The sequence below is a fragment of the Streptococcus sp. 400_SSPC genome, from assembly GCF_001072745.1.
Taxonomy (GTDB): Bacteria; Bacillota; Bacilli; order Lactobacillales; family Streptococcaceae; genus Streptococcus; species Streptococcus xiaochunlingii.
In genome coordinates, this window is the sequence record NZ_JVIQ01000003.1 from 1 (window position 1) to 22,023 (window position 22,023).

Here is a 22,023-nt window from a genome sequence, read left to right on the forward strand (position 1 = left end):
CTGCGTCTTGCTCGATAATCCAAAGACAATTGAGAGGCTAGGACTTTTGTCCCAGCCTCTTTTATAGTTTGTTGTTAAATTTCATAGCCAATTAAGAGGCCACCTTCTTCAGCGTAGAAGCTGCAGAGGCCAGAGGTCGGAAGAACTTCGATATCCGCATTGGCGAACTTTTCATGGACCAAGGCAGAGAGTTGTTCTACGAATTTCTCGTTGCGGCGGTGAGCGATGGTGATATGTCCACCTTTATAGCCGGCTTTGAGCATTTCTTCAAAAGTAGTGGAAATAGCTTTCTTTTGGCCACGGGCTTTATGAAGGAGTTCAAGGGTTCCGGTATCGCTGGCTTGGCCGACCATACGGATGTTTAAGAGGCCGACAACCGTTCCGATAATTTTATTGAGTCGACCATTTTTTACCAAATTATCGACCTTAGCTAGGACAAAGATCAGTTTGGTTTTTTCTTGGTATTTGGTGATGACTTCGACCACTTGATCAAAGTCAAGGTCTTGAGCGATGAGTTGATGGAGTTTGCGGGCGAGTAGATCCACTTCACCACCAGCTGATAAACTATCAATCACATGGATATTGGTTGCAGGATTGTCTTCTAGATAAAGTTTTTTTGCAACCTGAGCACTATTGTGGCTACCAGACAAAGTACCAGTGATGGTAACAACGATGATATTATCAGCACCCTCAAAGGCTTTCATATAGTCATCGGGACTAGGACAAGCCGATTTGGAAGCAGTAGTAGTAGCATACATATCTTCCATCATTTTATCTGTATCAAGCTTGGCGTCGTCTGTGTAGATGGTCTCACCAATCTGAATGGTAAGGGGAACTGAAACAAAGCTAGTATCTGGTGCAGCACTTTCATAAGTACGATAATCACAGCCAGAATCTGCAATAATTTTCCATTTCATTTTTATTACCTCAAAATGTAAAAAATTGTACATTGACAAGTAGTTAGTCTTTTTTTACAATTATATCATGAAGTTGCATTCTCTGAAAGCAGATACATTCAGATGATACAGATAGAAAGTAAGTGTTATGGCAGAAAGAAAGATATCCGAAAAATCCTTAGCAAATCTAAAGCGATCCAATCAAGAAAGCAATGCCATCACACGGGAATCCTTGGAGATTTCCCTGCTTCAGTTGTTGGATAAAAAGGACTTGAAAAAGATTACCATTTCAGAATTGGTGGAGAGAGCAGGCGTTTCTCGTGCAGCTTTTTACCGAAATTATGAGTCAAAAGAAGAATTGCTCGAATCCATCTTCCAATCAACTGTTTCGAAGATTACCAAGTCTTTGGAAGGCTACAATTTTAAGACCGATTTGTACCAGATTTGGGTCTATCTCTTTAAAGAGGCTAAGAAGGAAGCCCGTATTATCAGCTTGGCCGTCGATTATAATTTTGAGAAACTGCTTACCAAGGCCGTTTATGAATTTCTGGAAAAGAGGAGTAAAAGTCAGAAATCCTCACAAGGACCAGCTAGCTATTTGAATTCCTTCCTCAGCTCAGCCATTGTCTCTGTCCTAGCCAAGTGGATTAAGGATGGCATGAAGGTACCGGCGGAGAAGATGGCTTCCTTAGGTCTTCCCTTGTTTCCTCAAAAGAAAAGAAAATAAGAAAAATGATCTACTAGATCGAGTGTTTACTTCGATTCCAGTAGATCATTTTTTACGTTATCTAGAAAACAGTCCAGTTCCTTTTGATTCTTGAGCGAGATAAATTTGTCTGGATAGGTTTGGTCGATAGTCTGATAGCGTGTGACCTGTCTGGCTTGGCGACCGTCCCAGAGAATCCAACGGATGAATTCCCAGTCAAAGCGTTCAGGGCAGCCTGCTGCCATACTCTCACGGACTCGGCCTCTATAACTGCGGTATCGTTTCCACCCTCTATAGAGACAGTTCCAACGAGAGAAGTTGAGAAAGATAATCTGGTCGGCTTGCTCCATTCTTTCCTCATAGCAACACCAAGAATAATTGCCATCAATGACCCAGTCTCTATGATTGCTGAGAAATTGTTTCATCTCTTGCTCCATCAAATCTCGGTCACTGTCTATCCAACCCGGTTGAAATTGAAGGGTATCCATGTGGAGCTTGGGGATGGAGTAGTAGCGGGCTAGGTTTTCAGCCAAAGTTGACTTGCCAGATCCTGAATAGCCGATAATAACGATTTTCATAAGCACCTCTCAAAATTTTAGGAACAAAAAAAGCTCCGGAGAGCTTGATTTTTATGCTGTTCTTGATTAACCAAGTTTCGCTGCAAGACGTGCTTTATCACGGCTAGCTTTGTTCTTGTGGATCAAACCTTTAGTTTCTGCTTTATCGATAGCTGAGCTAGCAGCGCGGTAAAGTTCTTCAGATGGGTTTGCTTCAAAAGCTTTGATTGCAGTACGCATAGCTGATTTTTGAGCTGAGTTTTTTTCGTTTTGTTTAACGTTCAATTCAGCGCGTTTGATAGCTGATTTAATGTTTGCCAATTTTTTCACCTCCAATGATAATCTAACTCTCTTATTATATCTGAAAACTTTTCTTTTGACAAGCCCAAACTAATTTTTCTTCGAATCGCTACTTTTTTAAAGATCATTTTGTCTTAAAACTCTTATCTCTTGAGATAGATTTCGTCGATCTCATGGTTGGCAGATTTGTGCAGGATCAGTTCGGCTCGGTTACGAGTGGGCTCGATATAGTCTTTTAGATTTAAGAGATTGATCGACTCCCATACCTGATGAGCGAAGGCGAGGACTTCTTCTTCAGGTTGCTTAGTAAAGCGGTGGTAGTAGTTGCTTGGGTCATCTTTCGCACGGTCTAACAACTTTTTAAAGCGATCGATATACCAGGACTCAATATTGGCAACCTCAGCATCCACATAGATGGAAAAGTCAAAGAAGTCTGTCATATAGAGCCGATCGTTTTGGGGATTCTGAAAGACATTGATCCCTTCCACGATAATAAAGTCCGCAGCTTGGATGGTTTGCTTTTGATCAGGGACGATATCATAAATCTCATGAGAATAGACAGGGATCTGATAGCTTTGACCATTTTTGAGTTGGTTGAGGAAATCCAAAAGGAGCTCCATATCATAACTTTCAGGGAAACCCTTGCGATTGAGGATGTTTTGTTCAATCAAGGTGGCGTTGGGATACAAGAAGCCATCGGTGGTGACCAATTCAACAGTGGAATCAGAAAAGGTCCGAGAAAGAAGGATTTGAAGGAGACGACTCGTCGTTGATTTGCCGACAGCCACGCTCCCTGAAATCCCGATAATGAAGGGCTGTTTTTTACTTTCCTGTTGGAGGAAGATACCTTTAGAAAATGCTAAATCTTCTTTCGCTTTTTTGTAGATTTGGATTAAGTGTGTCAGCGGTAAATAAATGTCTGTCACATCTTGTAAACTAATGAGGTCATTAAAACTCTTGATCGAATTCAATTCCTCTTCAGACAGAGGAGGGGTTGATTTCCGGTGGAGATTTTGCCAAGTTTGTCGATTAATTTTTTCGAAGTGTAGAAATTCTTTATCCATTGCAAGCCTTTCCTCTATAGTGACCTTTAGTATATCAGTTTTAAGATCTTCTGTAAACGATTTAAAAATAGGTTAAATTATGCTATAATGCTAATATGAGTAAAATGTACTATGACGAACATCCAGATGCCCAACATGATATCCATGAGTTACAGGTGGTTCTTTTAGGGGAGCGGATGAAATTTCTGACGGATGCCGGTGTTTTTAGTAAGAAAATGATCGACTTTGGTAGCCAGGTCCTTTTATCTTGTTTGTCCTTCCAGCAAGGAGAGACGGTTTTGGATGTTGGTTGCGGGTATGGTCCACTTGGGCTTTCATTGGTCAAGGCCCAAGGGATCCATGCTACTATGGTAGACGTCAATACACGGGCTTTAGATCTAGCTAAGAAAAATGCGGCTTTAAATAAGGTCGAAGCTACTATCTTTCAATCCAATGTTTATGATCAGGTTGAGGGAAGTTTTGATCATATTATCAGTAACCCTCCCATTCGGGCTGGAAAAAAGGTAGTCCATGAAGTACTTTCTGGGAGTTTTGACCATTTGAATCCTGGGGGAGACTTAACCATTGTTATCCAGAAAAAGCAGGGTGCTCCTAGTGCGAAAGCCAAAATGGAAGAAGTCTTTGGAAACTGTGAAATCCTCAAAAAAGACAAGGGTTATTATATTTTAAGGAGTGAAAAAGTCACATGAGAGCTGTAGATATCATTCAGAAAAAACGTGATGGCATTGAGTTGAGTAAAGATGAGATTCATTGGTTGATCGAAGGCTATGTGGCTGGAACAGTACCTGATTATCAAATGGCTGCCTTTGCCATGGCGGTTTATTTCAAGGGGATGACGACCCGAGAAATTTCAGATTTGACCATGAAGATGGTGGAGACAGGGGAGCAATTCGACCTTTCCGCTATTAAAGGCATCAAGGTGGACAAACACTCAACAGGTGGTGTAGGGGACAAAGTAACAATTGTACTGGCACCTCTAGTGGCTAGTTTTGGCGTCCCAGTTGCCAAGATGAGCGGTCGTGGTCTTGGACATACAGGGGGGACCATCGATAAGCTAGAATCCATTAAAGGATTCCAAATTGAGCGGACCCAGGAAGAGTTCATTAAACAAGTACAAGAGATTGGCCTTTCTGTCATTGGACAGTCGGACCAATTGGTCATGGCGGATAAGCTTCTCTATGCACTTCGGGATGTAACAGCGACGGTTGATACAATTCCATTGATTGCCAGCTCGGTCATGAGTAAGAAGATTGCGGCTGGAGCGGATGCCATCCTTCTCGATGTCACCGTTGGAGAAGGGGCCTTTATGAAGACCATTGAAGAGGCGCGTGAACTGGCTCGTACCATGGTAGATCTTGGTAATGCTGTTGGTCGTAAGACCATTGCTGTCTTGACAGATATGAGCCAGCCTTTAGGAACCAGCATCGGGAACCGTCTCGAAATTCTTGAAGCCTTAGATATTCTTCAAGGCAAAGGCAGAGAAGATGTGACTCACTTCATTTGTGAATTGGCTCAAATTATGCTGGAACTTGGTGGGGTGACGGCCAACTTGGAAGAAATTAAGCAGCATCTGACAGCCGGCAAAGCACTGAAGAAGTTTGAAGAAATGGTCCTTGCTCAAGGTGGAGATTTAGACGATCTCTATCGTCCAGTTCAGGTAAAAGAACAAGTGGCTGTCTATGCAGAAGAGGATGGCTATATTGCAGCCTTGCCTGCGATGGAACACGGACTCTTCGCTATGCGTCTTGGGGCTGGCAGAGCAGTCAAATCAGATGATTTAGATTATGAAACAGGGATTGTTTTTGCTAAGAAAGTTGGGGATCCTGTTCAAAAAGGCGACCTTGTTGCAACTATTTATACAAATTTAGAAATTAGTCAAAAAACCATTGCAGAATTCCAAAAAAATGTTAAAATACTAGACAAGGTTGTAAGCGTTTCAGAAATTATTGAAATTGTTTCGTAATTCATTTGGGGGAGATTTATTAATGAAATTAAACAAATATATTGACCACACATTATTAAAACCTGATGCACAACAAGAACAAATCGAGGCTTTGATCGAAGAAGCGAAAGAATATGATTTTGCAAGTGTTTGTGTCCAACCGACCTGGGTCAACTTCGCTGCAGAAGGACTTCGGGATTCAGATGTAAAAGTGTGTACAGTGATTGGTTTCCCTCTTGGCGCAAATACACCAGCTGTTAAAGCATTTGAAACTCAAAATGCCATCCAAAATGGAGCCGATGAGATCGATATGGTCATCAATATCGGTGCCTTGAAATCAAAAAATCTGACATTAGTAGAAGAGGACATTCAGGCTGTTGTAGATGCAAGTGGTGATCGCTTGGTAAAAGTGATAATCGAAACCTGCTTGTTAACTGAAACTGAAAAAGTAGTGGCTTGCCAGATTGCCAAATTGGCAGGAGCAGACTTTGTCAAAACTTCAACTGGTTTCTCTACTGGAGGAGCAACTGTTGAGGATGTTGCCCTCATGCGCCAGGTTGTTGGACCGGATATGGGAGTGAAAGCATCTGGAGGTACTCGTAGCTATGAGGATGCACAAGCCATGATCAAAGCGGGTGCTAACCGAATCGGCACTTCCTCTGGAGTAGCCATCATGAAGGGAGAAGTAGCCCATGGCGACTACTGAGTTGATTGACCTAGCTGTAAAAACAAGTGAGAATGCTTATGTACCTTATTCTCATTTTCCAATCGGAGCTGTTCTTGTGACAGATGAGGGGAAGATTTATACAGGCGTCAATATTGAAAATGCGAGCTTCGGCTTGACCAATTGTGGAGAGCGGACAGCCATCTTTAAGGCTGTTTCAGAAGGAGAGCGTTCATTTAAGGAATTAATTATTTATGGTCAGACGGAAAAACCAGTTTCACCCTGTGGTGCTTGTCGCCAGGTGATGGCTGAATTTTTCGAGCCAGACCTACCGGTTACTCTGGTAGCCAAAGATAAATCGACGGTCGTGATGACGGTCAAGGAATTGCTTCCATATTCCTTTACAGATCTTACGTAGTAACATCTGTAAAGGCGGTCTATTGACCCTTTCATTAATCCGCAACTTAGTTGCATATCTTATTTAGGAGGTTCAGAAATGAACAAGAAACAATGGTTAGGCCTAGGTCTAGTAACTGTCGCTGCAATCGGACTTGCTGCATGTGGAAATCGTGCGTCTCGCAAAGATTCTTCAGATGCAAAAACTGATTTAAAAGCTGCTATCGTTACTGACACAGGTGGTGTTGATGATAAATCATTCAACCAATCTGCATGGGAAGGTCTACAAGCTTGGGGTAAAGAAAACGGTCTTTCTAAAGATAACGGCTTTACTTACTTCCAATCTACAAGTGAAGCAGATTTTGCGAATAACTTTAGCCAAGCTGCTACAAACGGCTACAAATTAGTTTACGGTGTTGGTTACAAACTTGCTCCAGCTGTTACAGCTGCTGCAGATGAAAATGCTGATATCAACTACGTTATCATTGACTCTGTTGTAGGAGATAAAAAGAACGTAGCATCTGCTGTTTTTGCGGATAATGAAGCTGCTTATCTTGCAGGGGTTGCTGCTGCCAAAACAACTAAGACTAACAAAGTTGGTTTCATTGGTGGAGCACGTGGTGAAGTTATCACTCGTTTTGAAAAAGGATTTGAAGCAGGCGTGAAGTCTGTAAACAAAGACATTTCAGTAGACGTACAATATGCTGAAGACTTCAACAACCCTGAAAAAGGAAGAACTATTGCAGCGACACAATACGCTGCAGGAGCTGACGTTATTTACCAAGCTGCTGGTGGTACAGGAGCTGGTGTCTTCAAGGAAGCTAAAGACTTGAACGAGAAGAAAAATGAAGACGAAAAAGTTTGGGTTATTGGTGTAGACCGTGACCAAGTCGACGAAGGTAAATACACTTCAAAAGATGGTAAAGAATCTAACTTCGTATTGGCTTCAACTTTGAAACAAGTTGGTAAAACTGTTCAAGAAATCGCAACTCAAACTGCTGATGGCAAATTCCCAGGTGGAAAAGTGATCACATTTGGTTTGAAAGATGGTGGTGTTGATTTGACAACTTCTAATCTTTCTGAAGATGCTAAAAAAGCAGTAGAAGATGCTAAAAAACAAATTATCGATGGTAGTGTAAAAGCACCTGAGAAATAAAACCTTCCAGAAGCGATCCATCCTTCTTGGGTCGCTTTTTTATGAGGTGTTGAGACATTTTGTCTCAATAGAACTTACTAACTCGTTTAGCAGGTCCTACTGAAATAAAATATAGTTTTCTAGAAAGGAATATTCGAATGGCACACGAAAACGTCATTGAGATGCGTGAAATTACCAAAATCTTTGGTGAATTTGTCGCAAACGACAAAATCAACCTCGAATTGCGTAAAGGTGAAATTCATGCACTTCTTGGTGAAAATGGAGCTGGGAAATCAACCCTGATGAATATGTTGGCTGGTCTTTTGGAACCAACGAGCGGAGAAATTGTGGTCAATGGGAAGTCTGAAAAACTAGATTCTCCTTCAAAGGCTGCTTCTCTAGGGATCGGGATGGTTCACCAGCACTTCATGTTGGTGGAAGCTTTCACTGTTGCAGAAAATATCATTCTTGGTAGCGAAGTTACTAATAAAGGTGTATTAGATTTGAAAAAAGCTAATGCAGATATCCTTGAGTTGTCAGAACGCTACGGCTTGGCTGTGGATCCTACCGCAAAAGTTGAAGATATTTCTGTCGGTGCTCAACAACGTGTAGAAATCTTGAAGACGCTCTATCGCGGAGCTGATATTCTGATTTTCGACGAGCCTACTGCAGTGTTAACTCCTGCTGAAATTTTGGAGTTGATGGAAATCATGAAAACCCTTGTTAAAGAAGGGAAATCTATCATCCTTATCACTCACAAACTAGATGAAATTCGTGCCGTTGCAGACCGTGTCACAGTTATTCGTCGTGGTAAATCTATTCAAACCGTTGGTATCGAAGGTGCTACCAATAAAGATTTGGCAGAAATGATGGTTGGGCGCTCAGTTTCTTTCGTAACAGAAAAAGAAGAAGCACAGCCTAAAGAAGTGGTTCTTGCAATTTCTGACTTAGTCGTGAATGAAAACCGTGGTGTTCCTGCGGTCAAAGAGCTATCTCTTGATGTTCGCGCAGGTGAAATTGTCGGGATTGCAGGGATTGATGGCAATGGTCAGAGTGAATTGATCCAGGCTATTACCGGACTTCGCAAAGTCAAATCAGGTAGTATCAAAATTAAGGGACAAGAAGTTGTTGGCCTTTCCCCACGTAAGATTACTGAAATGAATGTCAGCCACGTGCCTGAAGATCGTCATCGTGATGGTCTTGTGCTCGAAATGATGCTTTCTGAAAACATCGCACTTCAAACTTACTACAAAGAACCACTTAGCAAAAATGGTGTTTTGAATTACAATCAAATTAATTCCTATGCCCGCAAGTTGATGGAAGAATTTGACGTTCGTGCAGCTAACGAGATTGTGCCAGCAAGTGCTCTATCAGGAGGGAATCAACAAAAGGCCATTATTGCTCGTGAAGTTGATCGGAATCCAGATTTGTTGATCGTTAGCCAACCGACACGTGGATTGGACGTTGGTGCGATTGAGTACATCCATAAACGTTTGATTGGTGAACGTGATAAAGGGAAAGCCGTCCTCGTAGTCAGCTTCGAATTAGATGAAATTCTAAATCTATCCGACCGGATTGCTGTTATTCATGATGGAAAAATCCAAGGTATTGTGAAGCCATCTGAGACCAACAAACAAGAGCTTGGTATTCTAATGGCTGGTGGAGAAATCAAGGAGGCTTCAAATGAATAAAAATACAAGACAAATTGCTATTCCTTTTATTTCTGTAATCCTAGGAATCATCCTCGGAGCCATTATCATGTGGATCTTTGGTTATGATGCTCTTTGGGGTTATGAAGAACTCTTCAAGACAGCTTTTGGTTCCATTAAAAATGTGGGTGAAATTTTCCGTACAATGGGGCCGCTGATTTTGATCGCTCTCGGATTTGCGGTAGCCAGTCGAGCTGGATTTTTCAATGTCGGCTTACCAGGACAAGCCTTAGCTGGTTGGATTGCGGCAGTATGGTTTGCTTTGTCCTTCCCTGATATTCCGCGTATCCTAATGATTCCTTTGACGGTCCTTGTGGCTGCAATTGCCGGTGGTCTCATTGGTTTAATTCCAGGACTTCTGCGAGCATTTTTGGGGACGAGTGAAGTCATCGTTACTATTATGATGAACTACATCGTACTGTTTGCTGGAAATGAAATTATCCGGAACTTCCCTAAAAAGTTCATGGTCGATTCTGAATCTAGTATCACAGTAGGAGCAAATGCAAGTTACCGCCTCGGGTTCTTGACAGAATTGACTAAGTCACGGATGAATATCGGTATCTTTATCGCCTTGATTGCTGTTGCAGTTATTTGGTTCATTATTAAGAAAACAACACTTGGTTTTGAAATCCGTTCCGTTGGTCTTAACCCGAATGCTTCAGACTATGCAGGGATGTCAGCTAAACGTACCATCATCCTTTCCATGGTGATTTCAGGTGCCCTTTGTGGGATTGGAGGAGCTGTAGAAGGGATTGGTACCTTCCAGAACGTTTATGTTCAAGCTGGTTCCTTGGCTGTTGGATTTAATGGGATGGCAGTGGCTCTCCTTGCTAGCAATTCCCCTATTGGGATTGTCTTTGCTGCCTTCTTGCTTGGAACCTTGCAAACAGGCGCGCCAGGTATGACCACAGCGACTATTCCACCAGAACTTGTCAATATTGTGACAGCTTCGATCATCTTCTTTGTAAGTGCTCACTATATTATCGAAAAATACATCAAGCCTAAAAAACAAATGAAAGGAGTAGAGTAAGGATGAATATTGTTGCTATACTAACGATTCTTGTATCGAATATGCTAGTCTATGCTGCTCCCCTCATTTTCACTAGTATCGGAGGTGCCTACTCCGAACATGCTGGTGTCGTTAATGTCGGTTTGGAAGGAATCATGGTTATGGGAGCTTTCACAGGAGTCGTGTTTAACTTGACTTTTGCTGGCTCTCTTGGAGGCATGACAATCTGGCTTTCTCTCCTTGCAGGAGGTTTGGTTGGTCTTATTTTCTCTGCCATCCATGCGGTAGCGACTATTAACTTCCGTGCTGACCATGTGGTGAGTGGTACGGTATTGAATTTGTTGGCTCCTGCCTTAGCCGTCTTCTTGGTAAAAGCCATCTACGGAAAAGGTCAAACCAACAATATCGATTTATCATTTGGTAAATTTGATTTTCCTTTCTTGTCTGATATTCCTGTTATTGGCGATATCTTCTTTAAGAATACTAGCTTAATGGGATATGTAGCGATTGCATTTTCATTTGTAGCATGGTTTATCATGTTTAAAACGAAATTTGGTCTTCGCCTTCGCTCAGTTGGTGAACATCCTCAAGCTGCGGATACTCTCGGTATCAATGTTTACCTCATGCGTTACTATGGTGTGCTCATCTCTGGATTCTTAGGAGGAGTTGGGGGTGCCTTGTATGCACAATCTGCTTCTGTCAATTTCTCTGCCACTACCATTGTGGGACCTGGATTTATCGCCCTAGCGGCAATGATCTTTGGTAAATGGAGCCCAATCGGAGCCATGCTGTCAAGTCTATTCTTTGGACTTTCACAAGCCTTGGCGGTTGTGTCTACGCAGATTCCTTTCCTTGCCCACATCCCAGGAGTGTACCTCCGTATTGCTCCGTATGTGTTGACCATCATCGTCTTAGCAGCCTTCTTTGGTAAGTCGGTTGCTCCGAAAGCAGATGGTGTGAACTACATCAAATCGAAATAAAAGCCTCCATTATGGAGAAAGAAAGCACGAGTCATTCGGACTCGTGCTTTTTACATGTTTATGGATAAGGTTGCATTTCGGCAAGTAGGTTTTCTGCTGTCGTAGTCGGTAAGATCCGCAGGCGTTTTAGTGAGTAGAGGCCATCGTCTAGACTGGCTAGTCCATTATTGGTCGTTAAGCCCATTTTGTAGCCATTGTTTTTTGCTAGTTCCATGGTGACATCAGAGTAGCGACCAGCAGGGTAGACAATGGTGGTAGTGGTTTGATGGAGTTTCTTATCTAGTACTTGTTTGGAATTTGCGAGTTCAGATTCCTGACGAGAGATATCTGATTGAGCCAAGTCTGGGTGAGATACCGTATGACTTTCAAAGGTCATACCTTGCGCTTTCATTTCTTTGATCTGATCGAAGGTTAAAACACTGGGTCTTTCTTCGTCAGAAAAGGAAGTAATGATATTGTTGGTTGCGGTCATTTGGTATTTTTTTAGGAGAGGATAGACAATGGTATAGAAGTCTGCAATTCCATCATCAAAGGTTAACCAAACGACTTTTCTCCCTTCAGGCAGTTCATTTTTAGTAAGTGCCCGATAAGCTTCTTCAGGCGTCAAGGTATAGTAACCGGCTTCTTTAAGAGCTTTGAGATGACTCTCAAAAGTTTCTGGTGCCACGATGAGATTGGCATTGGCTTCTTCAGAGGGAGCCATCGTGTGAACAGCGTGGTACATGAGAATTGGAATTTTTACAGGTTGATCTTGTTTTACCCATTTAGTGGTGGAGCCTTGCTGATTCACAGTCTGACTTGTATTTGTTTCTTGCTTGTCAGCAACGGGAGTACTAGTAGCTCGTTTTAATAGGAGAAAGCCTAAAATAAAGATGCAGGATAGCAGAAAAGCATTTAAAATTAGTAGCAATCGTATTTTCTTTGGGACACGTCTTTTTCGGTGATTCATAGAGACCCCTTTCTAATTCATTATCATTATATCATAGGGGCAGGAAATCTCTTCAAGACAAAGTAACAAATAGAGTAAAATTTTGGGAAATCTCCTTGACTTTTGAAGGCATGGTTTGCTAGTGAGTTGATGTGGAGGTTTAAATCTGAAAATGAAGTATTCTTCTAGTGGAAGAGAACCATAGAACTAGTCAGAAGGGGCTAGTTTTTGATATAATAGACTATATTAGATTTTAAGGAGACCAACATGTCTGTAAAAATTGCCTTACTAGGATTTGGGACGGTAGCAAGTGGTGTGCCGTTTCTATTAAAAGAAAATGGTGATAAGATCTTCCAAGCTGCTCAGTCTGAAATTGAAGTAGCTAAAGTTCTTGTCAAAGATGAAGAAGAGAAAGCCCGCTTATTAGCTGCTGGTCATGACTATAACTTTGTGACCAATGTTGATGAGATCATTGAAGACAAAGACATTGCCATCGTTGTTGAATTGATGGGTCGAATTGAGCCAGCTAAGACCTTTATTACACGTGCTCTTCAAGCTGGAAAACATGTCGTAACAGCTAATAAAGATTTGCTTGCAGTTCATGGAGCTGAGTTGATTGCGATTGCCAAGGAGCATGGCATTGCCCTCTATTATGAAGCAGCAGTAGCTGGTGGAATTCCAATTCTTCGGACCTTGGTTAACTCTCTCGCTGCAGATAAGGTGACTCGTGTCCTCGGTGTGGTCAATGGAACCTCCAACTTTATGATGACCAAGATGGTCGAAGAGGGCTGGTCTTATGAAGATGCTTTAGCTAAGGCTCAAGAGTTGGGCTATGCGGAAAGTGACCCAACCAATGACGTAGATGGGATTGATGCAGCCTACAAAATGGTGATTTTGAGCCAATTTGCTTTTGGGATGAACGTCCAATTTGACCAAGTAGGTCATAAGGGGATCCGCAACATTACTCCTGAGGATGTTGCTGTGGCTCAAAGTTTAGGCTATGTAATCAAATTGGTGGGATCTATCGAAGAAACTCCTTCAGGTCTCTCAGCAGAAGTAACTCCAACCTTCTTACCAAAAGCACACCCACTAGCTGGCGTGAATGGTGTCATGAATGCCGTTTATGTGGAGTCTATTGGAATCGGGGAATCCATGTACTATGGTCCTGGAGCAGGTCAAAAACCAACAGCCACTAGTGTAGTCGCTGACATTATTCGCATTGTTCGTCGCCTCAATGAGGGAACAATTGGAAAAGCCTTTAACGAATACAGCCGTCCTGTGCAGTTGGCTAAACCAGAAGATGTGAAGAGTGATTATTACTTCTCTATTCAAACTCCAGATATGAAGGGACAATTGCTCAAGTTGGCACAAATTTTCAACCAAGAAGATGTTTCCTTTAAGCAGGTTCTCCAAGCAGGTGCCAAAGATTCTGTGGCTCGTGTTGTGATTATCACTCACCAATTGAATCAAACACAATTGCACCATATCATTGAGAAAATTGATGCCGAAGCTGACTTCACCTTGTTGAATACCTTTAAAGTATTGGGAGAATAAGATGAGAATTACAGTACCAGCGACCAGTGCCAATGTCGGTCCAGGATTTGATTCTGTTGGGATTGCCGTGACTCGCTATTTGACCATTGATGTGCTAGAAGCGCAAGAAAACTGGTGGATTGAACATGACTTGGGGGAGGAGATACCAAGCAATGAAGAGAATCTCTTGCTTCAAACTGCTCTCCAAGTTGCGCCAGATATGCCTCCTCATCGTCTCAAGATGACCAGTGAAGTGCCTTTGGCGCGTGGTTTGGGGTCATCCAGCTCTGTTATCGTAGCGGGGATTGAGTTGGCCAATCAACTGGGCAAATTATCCCTAAGTGATGAAGATAAACTAGAAATTGCGACAAAAATCGAAGGCCATCCAGATAACGTAGCGCCAGCCATTTTTGGAAATCTGGTCGTAGCGAGCTATGTGGATCAGCAGACCAATCATTTGGTCCTTCCCTTCCCTGAATGTGCTTTGGTAGCCTTTGTTCCGAATTACGAACTCAAGACCAGTGATAGCCGAAATGTCCTTCCAAGTGAGTGGACTTATAAGGAGGCTGTTGCAGCTAGTTCAATCGCAAACGTGGCCATTGCTGCCCTTGCTAAGGGAGACTTGAGAGTCGCAGGAAAAGCTATTGAAGCAGATCGCTTCCATGAACGCTACCGCCAACAGTTGGTTGCAGAGTTCCCTCAGGTGAAAGAAGTTGCACATCAACACGATGCTTATGCCACTTACCTTTCTGGTGCAGGTCCAACTATTATGACCTTGCTCCCTGTTGAACATGCAGAAGCCTTTGCCAAAGACTTAAAATCTAAGGGCTTAAATGGTCAGGTCTTTTCTTTAAATATTGACACAACTGGTGTGAAGGTAGAGAACAGCGAATCTTGATTTAATAAAAAAATGATTAGATAGGCTAAATTAGTCTATCTAATTTTATTTATCTATGATAAAATAGTTCTATAAATCATTTGTCTATCAAATTATTTTAGGATAATAAACAATTATTCGAAAGATAGATAGAATTGTAAAGGAGATTGTAATTCTAATGAAAGACTTTGAACGTCATCAACTTGCTACGGAACTTGGATTCCAGTATGATCCTGAAACATCATCTATTTATGGGGAAAACTCTGGCTATTTCTTCTTACTGAGAGAAACAGACACAAAAAATGTTTTTACCATTGCGCTTTCTGTGTCGCGTGATGATGCAGAAGAAGCAGCTGCTCAATTGCATCAAATGGTGAAAGACTCTTCTGTTTTGAAGAGCATTAGCCTCAACCAATATGTCACAACTTTCACTGCTAAAGCTGGAATGACTAAAGCAAAAACAATTGAAAACATTCGTCAAGCCTTAACAGAAATATTGCAATTCCTACAAACCAATGGATTCTACACTGTTTGTGGCTACTCTGGTGAAAAAGGACCGGTTGGTCTCTACCAAATCGATGACTCCCTCTTCTTGATGAACGAAGAATGCTTTAAAGAGTTAAGTACTCAACTAAAGATCGAAACCGATTCGTATAATAGTCAGAAAGAAAATGTTCTTATTGGAACAGTAGGAGCTTTTATTGGGGCCATTATTGGAGGGGCAGTAGCACTATTTATCGCTCGTATGGGCTATGTATCCTATATCGCTGGCCTGGTTCTGGGTGTCTGCGTTGTCAAAGGTTATGAGATCTTAGGAAAGAAATTTAGCAAAAAAGGTGCTGTGATCTCAACAGTTCTGATGTTGTTGACCATTGTATTAGTTCACCAATTTGACTATACTCTACATCTTATGAGTGAATATGAATTGAGCTTCGCTGATTCTTTTGATGCGGTTAACGCGACAGTCTTAAATGGGGATGCTCCACAAGAATATTTCATTAACTTCCTCTTGCTGGCTGTATTTACGGGTATTGGAGCATGGGGAGCGATTAGCTCAGCCTTGTCTACTCAAAAATCACGTGGCATTGCACGTAAGATTGGCTAATAAATTAACAATTGTTTAAAAAAATTAAAACAGAATCGGTCCTTTGACTGCTTCTGTTTTTTTACTTCTGAGTCGAAAAGTGAGCTGGTTTTTGTTATAATGGATAAGATAACGTATAGAAGAGAGTTGTGAGATGGAAATCCTAAAGCAAATCAAAGAGGAGTTGGCTGGTATTGAAATTTTGTTCAATGAGCCACTTAAACAATATACCTATACCAAGGTTGGAGGAGCGGCAGATTATTTAGCCTTCCCTCGCAATCAATATGAATTAAAACGAATTGTCACCTTTGCTAATGCTCAGGAAATTCCTTGGATGGTCTTGGGGAATTCTTCCAATATTATCGTCCGTGACGGTGGGATTGAAGGTTTTGTGATCATGTTTGATCATTTCCATGACATCCGTGTCAATGGCTATGTGATTGAAGCAGAGGCAGGAGCTAAGCTCATCGATGTGACTCATGTAGCCCGATACCATAGCTTAACAGGCTTTGAATTTGCTTGTGGGATTCCAGGTAGCATCGGTGGAGCAGTCTATATGAATGCTGGCGCCTATGGTGGTGAGATTGCCCATATTCTCCAATCGTGTAAGGTCTTGACGCCAGAAGGAGAAATTAAAACCTTAACAGTAGAAGAATTAGCTTTTGGCTATCGCCATTCCAAGATCCAAGAAACCGGTGACGTAGTGATTTCGGCTAAGTTTGCCTTAGCACCTGGTAATTATGATCAGATCGATCAAGAAATGGCTCGTTTGACGCATTTGAGAGAGATGAAACAACCCCTCGAATACCCGTCTTGTGGCTCTGTCTTCAAGCGTCCGGTCGGGCACTTTGCGGGACAGTTGATCAGTGAAGCTGGACTGAAAGGGCATCGAGTTGGTGGTGTGGAGGTTTCTGAAAAGCATGCCGGCTTTATGATTAACGTTGATCATGGTACTGCCAAAGATTATGAAGACTTGATTGCCCATGTCATTGCGACAGTTGAAAAATCAGCTGGGGTGACCTTGGAGCGAGAAGTCCGTATTATTGGGAAAGTTTAACGGTTCGAGATGGAATAGGGGCTACTCTAGGGTAGACCCTTCCTACTTTAGAAGGGGGGTGAGTGCCTATCGATACCGAAAATAGGTGGGGCAGTCTTATAAGTCCCCGAGAGGTGTTGGTGGCCTGACGAGTCTGCTCGTCAGCCTATGAGACTAATGGTTGGTCTCAGAAGGAAACGCATGAAAAAGAAGGAATTTATGTGAATTGAAAAAACCAATTATTGAGTTTAGAAATGTCTCAAAAGTATTTGAAGACAGTGATACAGTGGTTCTCAAAGACATCAACTTTGAGTTGGAAGAAGGGAAATTCTATACCCTCCTCGGTGCTTCAGGATCTGGTAAATCAACGATTCTGAACATCATTGCTGGTTTGTTAGACGCTTCGACAGGAGATGTCCTCTTGGATGGTGTTCGGATCAATGATGTACCGACCAATAAACGGGACGTCCATACCGTCTTCCAATCCTATGCCCTTTTCCCACATATGAATGTGTTTGAGAATGTTGCTTTCCCTCTCCGTTTGAAGAAAGTTGACAAGTCTGAAATCGAGAGACGAGTAACAGAAGTCCTCAAGATGGTGCAATTGGGAGGCTTTGAGAAACGGTCCATCCAGAAACTTTCTGGTGGTCAACGCCAGCGGGTAGCCATTGCACGGGCGATTATCAATGAACCGCGAGTAGTCCTCTTGGATGAGCCCTTGTCTGCCCTTGATTTGAAGTTACGGACTGACATGCAGTATGAGCTCCGTGAATTGCAACAACGCTTGGGTATTACCTTTGTTTTTGTAACCCACGACCAGGAAGAAGCGCTAGCGATGAGTGACTGGATCTTTGTCATGAACGAAGGAGAAATCGTCCAATCAGGAACGCCAGTTGATATCTACGATGAGCCCATTAACCATTTTGTTGCGACCTTTATCGGTGAGTCCAATATCCTTCCAGGGATCATGATAGAGGACTATCTAGTAGAGTTCAACGGCAAACGCTTTGAGTCGGTCGATGGAGGGATGAGAGCAAACGAACCGGTCGAAGTCGTCATTCGTCCCGAAGACTTGCGAATCACCCTGCCCGAAGAAGGTAAGCTCCAGGTGAAAGTAGATACCCAACTCTTCCGTGGGGTTCACTATGAGATCATCGCCTATGATGAATTGGGTAATGAGTGGATGATTCACTCAACCCGTAAGGCTATCGTAGGAGAGGAAATCGGTCTGGACTTTGAGCCAGAAGATATCCACGTCATGCGTCTCAATGAAACGGAAGAAGAGTTTGATGCTCGGATCGAAGAGTACGTCGAAGTGGAAGAGCAAGAAGCTGGATTGATCAATGCCATCGAGGAGGAAAGAGATGAAGAAAACAACCTCTAACCTCTTTGTGGTTCCCTACTTTCTCTGGATCCTCCTCTTTGTCTTGGCTCCTGTAGTTTTGATTATTTGGCAATCCTTTGTCAATGTCCAGGGACAGGGTTCCTTAGAGAACTACCAAACCTTTTTTACAGCGCAGAATTGGACCTACCTCAAGATGAGTTTTAACTCCATTCTCTATGCTGGAATCGTCACCTTTGTGACGCTCTTGATTTCTTACCCGACAGCTTATTTTTTGACCCAGCTTAAGCACCGCCAACTCTGGCTCATGCTGATTGTCCTTCCGACCTGGGTCAACCTCTTGCTCAAGGCTTATGCCTTTATCGGGATCTTTGGTCAAGGGGGATCTATTAACCAATTCTTGAGTTTCATCGGAATCGGTCCGCAACAGATCCTTTTTACGGACTTTTCTTTCATCTTTGTTGCTAGTTACATTGAGTTGCCTTTTATGATCCTTCCTATCTTCAATGTCTTGGATGATTTGGATCCAAACCTCATCAATGCCAGCTATGACCTAGGAGCTAACAAGTGGGATACCTTCCGTCGGGTTGTCTTTCCACTGTCTATGAACGGGGTTCGCTCCGGTGTCCAGTCAGTCTTTATTCCAAGTTTGAGTCTCTTCATGTTGACGCGTTTGATTGGAGGAAACCGAGTTATTACCCTGGGGACTGCCATCGAGCAGCACTTCCTTACGACGCAAAACTGGGGAATGGGATCCACCATTGGGGTAGTCTTGATCCTTGCTATGCTCTTAGTCATGTGGGTAACGAGAGAAAGGAGTGAACGATGAAAAAGATTTCACGTATCTATTTAGGATTGATTTTCCTTCTCCTTTATCTGCCAATCTTCTACTTGATTGCCTATGCCTTTAATGCTGGCGGGGATATGAATGCTTTTACAGGCTTTACCTTGGAGCATTTCCAGAGTCTCTTTGAGGATACGCGTCTCATGTTGATCCTCTCACAGACCTTCCTCTTAGCCTTCTTGTCAGCCTTGATTGCGACCATTATTGGGACCTTTGGGGCGATCTACATTTACCAGTCTAAGAAGAAGTTTGAAGGACCATTTTTGTCCATCAATAACATCCTTATGGTGGCACCTGACGTGATGATCGGCGCTAGCTTCCTGATCCTCTTTACGACCATCAAGTTCCAGCTGGGCTTTGCCTCTGTCTTGATGAGTCACGTGGCCTTTTCTATTCCAATCGTGGTCTTGATGGTCTTGCCACGCTTGAAGGAAATGAACCGTGATATGGTCAATGCGGCCTATGACCTAGGAGCTACTCAGGTACAGATGTTGAAGGAAATCATGCTTCCTTATTTGACACCTGCCATCATCGCTGGTTACTTTATGGCCTTTACCTATTCCTTGGATGACTTTGCGGTGACCTTCTTTGTCACAGGGAACGGCTTTACAACCTTGTCTGTTGAGATCTACTCACGGGCTCGTCAAGGGATTTCATTGAATATCAATGCCCTTTCTGCCTTGGTCTTCCTCTTCAGTATCTTACTGGTGGTCGGCTATTACTTCATCACTAGAGAGAAGGAGGAGACAGTATGAAAAAACTCTATTCATTCTTGCTAGGGATTGTCGTGGTCATCCTTGTTTTAGCAGGGTTAAGTGCCCGTCTTGAAGCCAAGACCAATCCAAAAGACAGTGACAAGCTGGTCATCTACAACTGGGGAGACTATATCGATCCAGAATTGCTTAAGGAATTTACCAAGGAGACAGGCATTCAAGTCCAATACAATACCTTTGATTCCAATGAAGCCATGTACACCAAGATCAAGCAAGGGGGAACAGCTTACGATATAGCGATTCCAAGTGAATACATGATCGCCAAGATGATGGACGAGAATCTGCTTGAAAAATTAGATAAGTCTAAACTGAAAGGCTTAGACAATATCGACCCACGCTTCTTGAACCTGGATTTTGATCCGGACAATCAGTACTCAGTTCCTTACTTCTGGGGGACCCTTGGTATCATATACAACACCAAGATGGTCGACAAGGCTCCAGAACACTGGGCTGATCTATGGAGACCAGAGTACAAGAATGACATTATGATGTACGATGGGGCGCGTGAGGTCATGGGGATTGGACTCAATAGCTTAGGCTACAGCCTCAACTCCAAGGATCCTCAGCAATTGCAAGAGTCTGTCGATAAGCTTTATACCTTGATGCCTAATATCAAGGCCCTTGTAGCCGATGAAATGAAAGGATACATGATCCAGAACAATGCGGCTATTGGGGTGACCTTCTCTGGTGAAGCTCGTCAAATGCTGGATGCCAATGAGGACCTTCGTTACGTCGTCCCATCAGAAGCCAGCAACCTTTGGTTTGATAATATTGTCATTCCAAAGACCGTGAAGAATAAAGAAGCAGCTTATGCCTTTATCAACTTCATGCTTCGCCCAGAAAATGCATATAAGAACGCTCTCTATGTCGGTTATTCCACACCGAACAAAGTAGCTAAGAAGATGCTACCAAAAGAGGTCCAAGAGGACCAGGCCTTCTACCCAAGTGATGACACACTAAAGAACTTAGAAGTCTATGAACAACTTGGTAAGAAGTGGTTGGGCATCTATAACGACCTCTACCTACAAGTGAAGATGTATCGGAAGTAGGATAAAATTCTACAAAAGCTAAAGCAAGTTTTTACCGGTAAAAACCGGATTAAAACTTGCTTTTTTGTGTGAAAAGAAGAAAATTATTATAGGAAAAATTTTGAAAAATTTTTTTAATTGTGGGATAATGGAAAAAAGTTGATTCAGTCGGGAGATAGATTACATGCAGCATAAAATATTAGTAACTGGTGGAGCGGGTTTTATTGGTTCCCACACTATTATTGAATTGGTCAATGCAGGTCATGAAGTTGTGATTATAGACAATTTAGTAAATAGTAATGAGAAAAGTATACAAGAAGTAGAAAAAATCATTGGAAAATCGATAACTTTTTATCATGAAGATATTCGAAATAAATCAAAACTTCTAGAAATTTTTCTAAAAGAAAAACCGACTGGTGTGATCCATTTTGCTGCATTAAAAGCGGTTGGAGAATCAGTACAAATCCCACTCACTTATTATGAAAATAATATTAGTGGAACATTGACTTTACTTCAGGTCATGAAAGAAGTTCAATGTAAAAATATCATCTTTAGTTCATCAGCAACTGTTTATGGAGATCCACATACAGTTCCTATCTTGGAAGATTTTCCCTTATCTGTTACAAATCCATATGGTAGAACAAAACTTATGACTGAAGAAATCCTTCAGGATATTTACAAAGCGGATTCTACATGGAATATTGTATTGTTACGTTATTTTAATCCAATTGGGGCTCATGAAAGCGGGAATATTGGTGAAAATCCAAATGGTATTCCTAATAACCTATTACCATATGTAACACAAGTAGCAGTAGGAAAGTTAGAGTCTGTTAATGTATTTGGGAACGATTATCCAACACCTGATGGAACTGGTGTACGCGATTATATTCACGTAGTTGACCTGGCAAAAGGCCACGTTGCTGCTTTGAAAAAACTTTCCAACGACTCAGGGTTAAATATTTATAATCTGGGTACGGGTCGGGGCTACTCTGTATTAGAAATTATTCAAAATATGGAGAAGGTTGTAGGAAAAACAATTCCATTCAAGATTATTGATCGACGACCAGGGGATATCGCAACCTGTTATGCAAATCCATCCAAAGCACGCAAAGAACTAGGATGGAGTGCCCAATTTGATATTCATCGGATGTGCCAAGATGCTTGGAGATGGCAGAGTAAGCATCCAAATGGATATTGTTAGTCACAATTATTCTGATCGT

At 42.2% G+C, this 22,023-nt stretch carries 23 protein-coding genes; 18 read left to right on the forward strand and 5 right to left on the reverse strand.

Annotation, left to right across the window (positions count from 1 at the left end):
- Positions 1 to 74 precede the first annotated feature (74 nt).
- Complete coding sequence (locus tag ADH49_RS00490) at positions 75 to 917, reverse strand: DegV family protein (RefSeq protein ID WP_048687914.1); 843 nt, start codon at positions 915 to 917, stop codon at positions 75 to 77.
- A 127-nt stretch (positions 918 to 1,044) separates the two neighbouring features.
- Here ADH49_RS00490 and ADH49_RS00495 point away from each other — a divergent pair, with 127 nt between their 5' ends.
- Positions 1,045 to 1,623 (forward strand): TetR/AcrR family transcriptional regulator, encoded by a 579-nt coding sequence (locus ADH49_RS00495; protein WP_048687917.1) that lies wholly within the window; start codon positions 1,045 to 1,047, stop codon positions 1,621 to 1,623.
- Between the two features lie 26 nt (positions 1,624 to 1,649).
- Here ADH49_RS00495 and ADH49_RS00500 read toward each other — a convergent pair whose 3' ends face one another.
- The 3 genes from ADH49_RS00500 to coaA all read right to left on the reverse strand — a co-directional run bounded on the left by ADH49_RS00500 (position 1,650) and on the right by coaA (position 3,523).
- Positions 1,650 to 2,180: a DNA topology modulation protein gene (locus ADH49_RS00500; RefSeq protein ID WP_048687926.1), complete on the reverse strand. Its 531-nt coding sequence runs from the start codon at positions 2,178 to 2,180 to the stop codon at positions 1,650 to 1,652.
- A gap of 66 nt (positions 2,181 to 2,246) precedes the next feature.
- Positions 2,247 to 2,495 carry a 30S ribosomal protein S20 gene (rpsT, locus tag ADH49_RS00505; RefSeq protein WP_023023719.1) on the reverse strand — a complete coding sequence of 83 codons (249 nt, stop codon included), beginning with the start codon at positions 2,493 to 2,495 and terminating at the stop codon, positions 2,247 to 2,249.
- Positions 2,496 to 2,602: 107 nt separating this feature from the next.
- Positions 2,603 to 3,523 carry a type I pantothenate kinase gene (gene coaA / locus ADH49_RS00510; RefSeq protein WP_048687931.1) on the reverse strand — a complete coding sequence of 307 codons (921 nt, stop codon included), beginning with the start codon at positions 3,521 to 3,523 and terminating at the stop codon, positions 2,603 to 2,605.
- Between the two features lie 95 nt (positions 3,524 to 3,618).
- Between coaA and ADH49_RS00515 the strand changes: the two genes are divergently transcribed.
- The 8 genes from ADH49_RS00515 (at position 3,619) to ADH49_RS00550 (ending at position 11,358) form a co-directional block, all read left to right on the forward strand.
- Positions 3,619 to 4,212: a class I SAM-dependent methyltransferase gene (locus ADH49_RS00515; protein WP_082160986.1), complete on the forward strand. Its 594-nt coding sequence runs from the start codon at positions 3,619 to 3,621 to the stop codon at positions 4,210 to 4,212.
- Entirely contained in the window at positions 4,209 to 5,486 is a 1,278-nt protein-coding gene (locus tag ADH49_RS00520; RefSeq protein ID WP_048687938.1) for a pyrimidine-nucleoside phosphorylase, read from the forward strand. Before ADH49_RS00515 ends, ADH49_RS00520 begins: the two co-directional genes overlap by 4 nt.
- 22 nt (positions 5,487 to 5,508) lie before the next feature.
- Complete coding sequence (gene deoC / locus ADH49_RS00525; RefSeq protein WP_048687940.1) at positions 5,509 to 6,171, forward strand: deoxyribose-phosphate aldolase; 663 nt, start codon at positions 5,509 to 5,511, stop codon at positions 6,169 to 6,171.
- On the forward strand, positions 6,158 to 6,547 hold the full coding sequence (locus ADH49_RS00530) for a cytidine deaminase (RefSeq protein ID WP_048687941.1): 390 nt from the start codon (positions 6,158 to 6,160) through the stop codon (positions 6,545 to 6,547). The genes deoC and ADH49_RS00530 overlap by 14 nt, the downstream gene beginning before the upstream one ends.
- A 78-nt stretch (positions 6,548 to 6,625) precedes the next feature.
- Positions 6,626 to 7,681, forward strand: coding sequence for a BMP family lipoprotein (locus tag ADH49_RS00535; protein WP_048687944.1), 1,056 nt, complete (start codon positions 6,626 to 6,628; stop codon positions 7,679 to 7,681).
- A gap of 137 nt (positions 7,682 to 7,818) precedes the next feature.
- On the forward strand, positions 7,819 to 9,351 hold the full coding sequence (locus tag ADH49_RS00540; RefSeq protein WP_006596012.1) for an ABC transporter ATP-binding protein: 1,533 nt from the start codon (positions 7,819 to 7,821) through the stop codon (positions 9,349 to 9,351).
- On the forward strand, positions 9,344 to 10,399 hold the full coding sequence (locus ADH49_RS00545; protein ID WP_048687948.1) for an ABC transporter permease: 1,056 nt from the start codon (positions 9,344 to 9,346) through the stop codon (positions 10,397 to 10,399). Before ADH49_RS00540 ends, ADH49_RS00545 begins: the two co-directional genes overlap by 8 nt.
- Before the next feature lie 2 nt (positions 10,400 to 10,401).
- A complete protein-coding gene (locus tag ADH49_RS00550) occupies positions 10,402 to 11,358 on the forward strand; it encodes an ABC transporter permease (RefSeq protein WP_048687951.1) in 957 nt (318 codons plus the stop codon).
- A gap of 58 nt (positions 11,359 to 11,416) precedes the next feature.
- On the opposite strand, the gene ADH49_RS00555 is transcribed toward ADH49_RS00550, so the two are convergent.
- Positions 11,417 to 12,307 (reverse strand): polysaccharide deacetylase family protein, encoded by an 891-nt coding sequence (locus tag ADH49_RS00555; protein ID WP_048687954.1) that lies wholly within the window; start codon positions 12,305 to 12,307, stop codon positions 11,417 to 11,419.
- A 246-nt stretch (positions 12,308 to 12,553) separates the two neighbouring features.
- On the opposite strand from ADH49_RS00555, the gene ADH49_RS00560 reads away from it, so the two are divergent.
- The 9 genes from ADH49_RS00560 (at position 12,554) to galE (ending at position 22,004) form a co-directional block, all read left to right on the forward strand.
- Positions 12,554 to 13,840 carry a homoserine dehydrogenase gene (locus ADH49_RS00560; RefSeq protein ID WP_048687957.1) on the forward strand — a complete coding sequence of 429 codons (1,287 nt, stop codon included), beginning with the start codon at positions 12,554 to 12,556 and terminating at the stop codon, positions 13,838 to 13,840.
- 1 nt (position 13,841) lies between these two features.
- A complete protein-coding gene (gene thrB / locus ADH49_RS00565; RefSeq protein WP_048687960.1) occupies positions 13,842 to 14,717 on the forward strand; it encodes a homoserine kinase in 876 nt (291 codons plus the stop codon).
- Positions 14,718 to 14,874: 157 nt separating this feature from the next.
- Complete coding sequence (locus ADH49_RS00570) at positions 14,875 to 15,801, forward strand: hypothetical protein (RefSeq protein WP_048687963.1); 927 nt, start codon at positions 14,875 to 14,877, stop codon at positions 15,799 to 15,801.
- Positions 15,802 to 15,934: 133 nt separating this feature from the next.
- Positions 15,935 to 16,837: a UDP-N-acetylmuramate dehydrogenase gene (gene murB / locus ADH49_RS00575; RefSeq protein ID WP_048687964.1), complete on the forward strand. Its 903-nt coding sequence runs from the start codon at positions 15,935 to 15,937 to the stop codon at positions 16,835 to 16,837.
- Between the two features lie 205 nt (positions 16,838 to 17,042).
- Entirely contained in the window at positions 17,043 to 18,200 is a 1,158-nt protein-coding gene (locus tag ADH49_RS00580) for an ABC transporter ATP-binding protein (protein WP_048687968.1), read from the forward strand.
- On the forward strand, positions 18,181 to 18,987 hold the full coding sequence (locus ADH49_RS00585; protein ID WP_048687974.1) for an ABC transporter permease: 807 nt from the start codon (positions 18,181 to 18,183) through the stop codon (positions 18,985 to 18,987). Before ADH49_RS00580 ends, ADH49_RS00585 begins: the two co-directional genes overlap by 20 nt.
- Positions 18,984 to 19,757, forward strand: a complete 774-nt coding sequence (locus ADH49_RS00590) for an ABC transporter permease (RefSeq protein ID WP_048687979.1) — start codon at positions 18,984 to 18,986, stop codon at positions 19,755 to 19,757. The genes ADH49_RS00585 and ADH49_RS00590 overlap by 4 nt, the downstream gene beginning before the upstream one ends.
- Positions 19,754 to 20,824, forward strand: a complete 1,071-nt coding sequence (locus tag ADH49_RS00595) for an ABC transporter substrate-binding protein (RefSeq protein ID WP_048687983.1) — start codon at positions 19,754 to 19,756, stop codon at positions 20,822 to 20,824. Before ADH49_RS00590 ends, ADH49_RS00595 begins: the two co-directional genes overlap by 4 nt.
- 163 nt (positions 20,825 to 20,987) lie before the next feature.
- A complete protein-coding gene (gene galE, locus ADH49_RS00600; protein WP_023023679.1) occupies positions 20,988 to 22,004 on the forward strand; it encodes a UDP-glucose 4-epimerase GalE in 1,017 nt (338 codons plus the stop codon).
- Positions 22,005 to 22,023 lie beyond the last annotated feature (19 nt).

Excerpts from the sequence above, each read along its gene's own strand:
- ADH49_RS00545 (WP_048687948.1), top strand. The coding sequence starts at position 9,344 with ATGAATAAAAATACAAGACAAATTGCTATTCCTTTTATTTCTGTAATC.
- murB (WP_048687964.1), top strand. The coding sequence starts at position 15,935 with ATGGAAATCCTAAAGCAAATCAAAGAGGAGTTGGCTGGTATTGAAATT.
- ADH49_RS00560 (WP_048687957.1), top strand. The coding sequence starts at position 12,554 with ATGTCTGTAAAAATTGCCTTACTAGGATTTGGGACGGTAGCAAGTGGT.
- galE (WP_023023679.1), top strand. The coding sequence starts at position 20,988 with ATGCAGCATAAAATATTAGTAACTGGTGGAGCGGGTTTTATTGGTTCC.
- ADH49_RS00520 (WP_048687938.1), top strand. The coding sequence starts at position 4,209 with ATGAGAGCTGTAGATATCATTCAGAAAAAACGTGATGGCATTGAGTTG.
- ADH49_RS00495 (WP_048687917.1), top strand. The coding sequence starts at position 1,045 with ATGGCAGAAAGAAAGATATCCGAAAAATCCTTAGCAAATCTAAAGCGA.
- ADH49_RS00590 (WP_048687979.1), top strand. The coding sequence starts at position 18,984 with ATGAAAAAGATTTCACGTATCTATTTAGGATTGATTTTCCTTCTCCTT.
- ADH49_RS00540 (WP_006596012.1), top strand. The coding sequence starts at position 7,819 with ATGGCACACGAAAACGTCATTGAGATGCGTGAAATTACCAAAATCTTT.
- deoC (WP_048687940.1), top strand. The coding sequence starts at position 5,509 with ATGAAATTAAACAAATATATTGACCACACATTATTAAAACCTGATGCA.
- ADH49_RS00530 (WP_048687941.1), top strand. The coding sequence starts at position 6,158 with ATGGCGACTACTGAGTTGATTGACCTAGCTGTAAAAACAAGTGAGAAT.
- ADH49_RS00490 (WP_048687914.1), bottom strand. The coding sequence starts at position 917 with ATGAAATGGAAAATTATTGCAGATTCTGGCTGTGATTATCGTACTTAT.
- ADH49_RS00595 (WP_048687983.1), top strand. The coding sequence starts at position 19,754 with ATGAAAAAACTCTATTCATTCTTGCTAGGGATTGTCGTGGTCATCCTT.
- ADH49_RS00500 (WP_048687926.1), bottom strand. The coding sequence starts at position 2,180 with ATGAAAATCGTTATTATCGGCTATTCAGGATCTGGCAAGTCAACTTTG.
- coaA (WP_048687931.1), bottom strand. The coding sequence starts at position 3,523 with ATGGATAAAGAATTTCTACACTTCGAAAAAATTAATCGACAAACTTGG.
- ADH49_RS00570 (WP_048687963.1), top strand. The coding sequence starts at position 14,875 with ATGAAAGACTTTGAACGTCATCAACTTGCTACGGAACTTGGATTCCAG.
- ADH49_RS00585 (WP_048687974.1), top strand. The coding sequence starts at position 18,181 with ATGAAGAAAACAACCTCTAACCTCTTTGTGGTTCCCTACTTTCTCTGG.
- ADH49_RS00535 (WP_048687944.1), top strand. The coding sequence starts at position 6,626 with ATGAACAAGAAACAATGGTTAGGCCTAGGTCTAGTAACTGTCGCTGCA.
- thrB (WP_048687960.1), top strand. The coding sequence starts at position 13,842 with ATGAGAATTACAGTACCAGCGACCAGTGCCAATGTCGGTCCAGGATTT.
- ADH49_RS00550 (WP_048687951.1), top strand. The coding sequence starts at position 10,402 with ATGAATATTGTTGCTATACTAACGATTCTTGTATCGAATATGCTAGTC.
- ADH49_RS00555 (WP_048687954.1), bottom strand. The coding sequence starts at position 12,307 with ATGAATCACCGAAAAAGACGTGTCCCAAAGAAAATACGATTGCTACTA.
- ADH49_RS00515 (WP_082160986.1), top strand. The coding sequence starts at position 3,619 with ATGAGTAAAATGTACTATGACGAACATCCAGATGCCCAACATGATATC.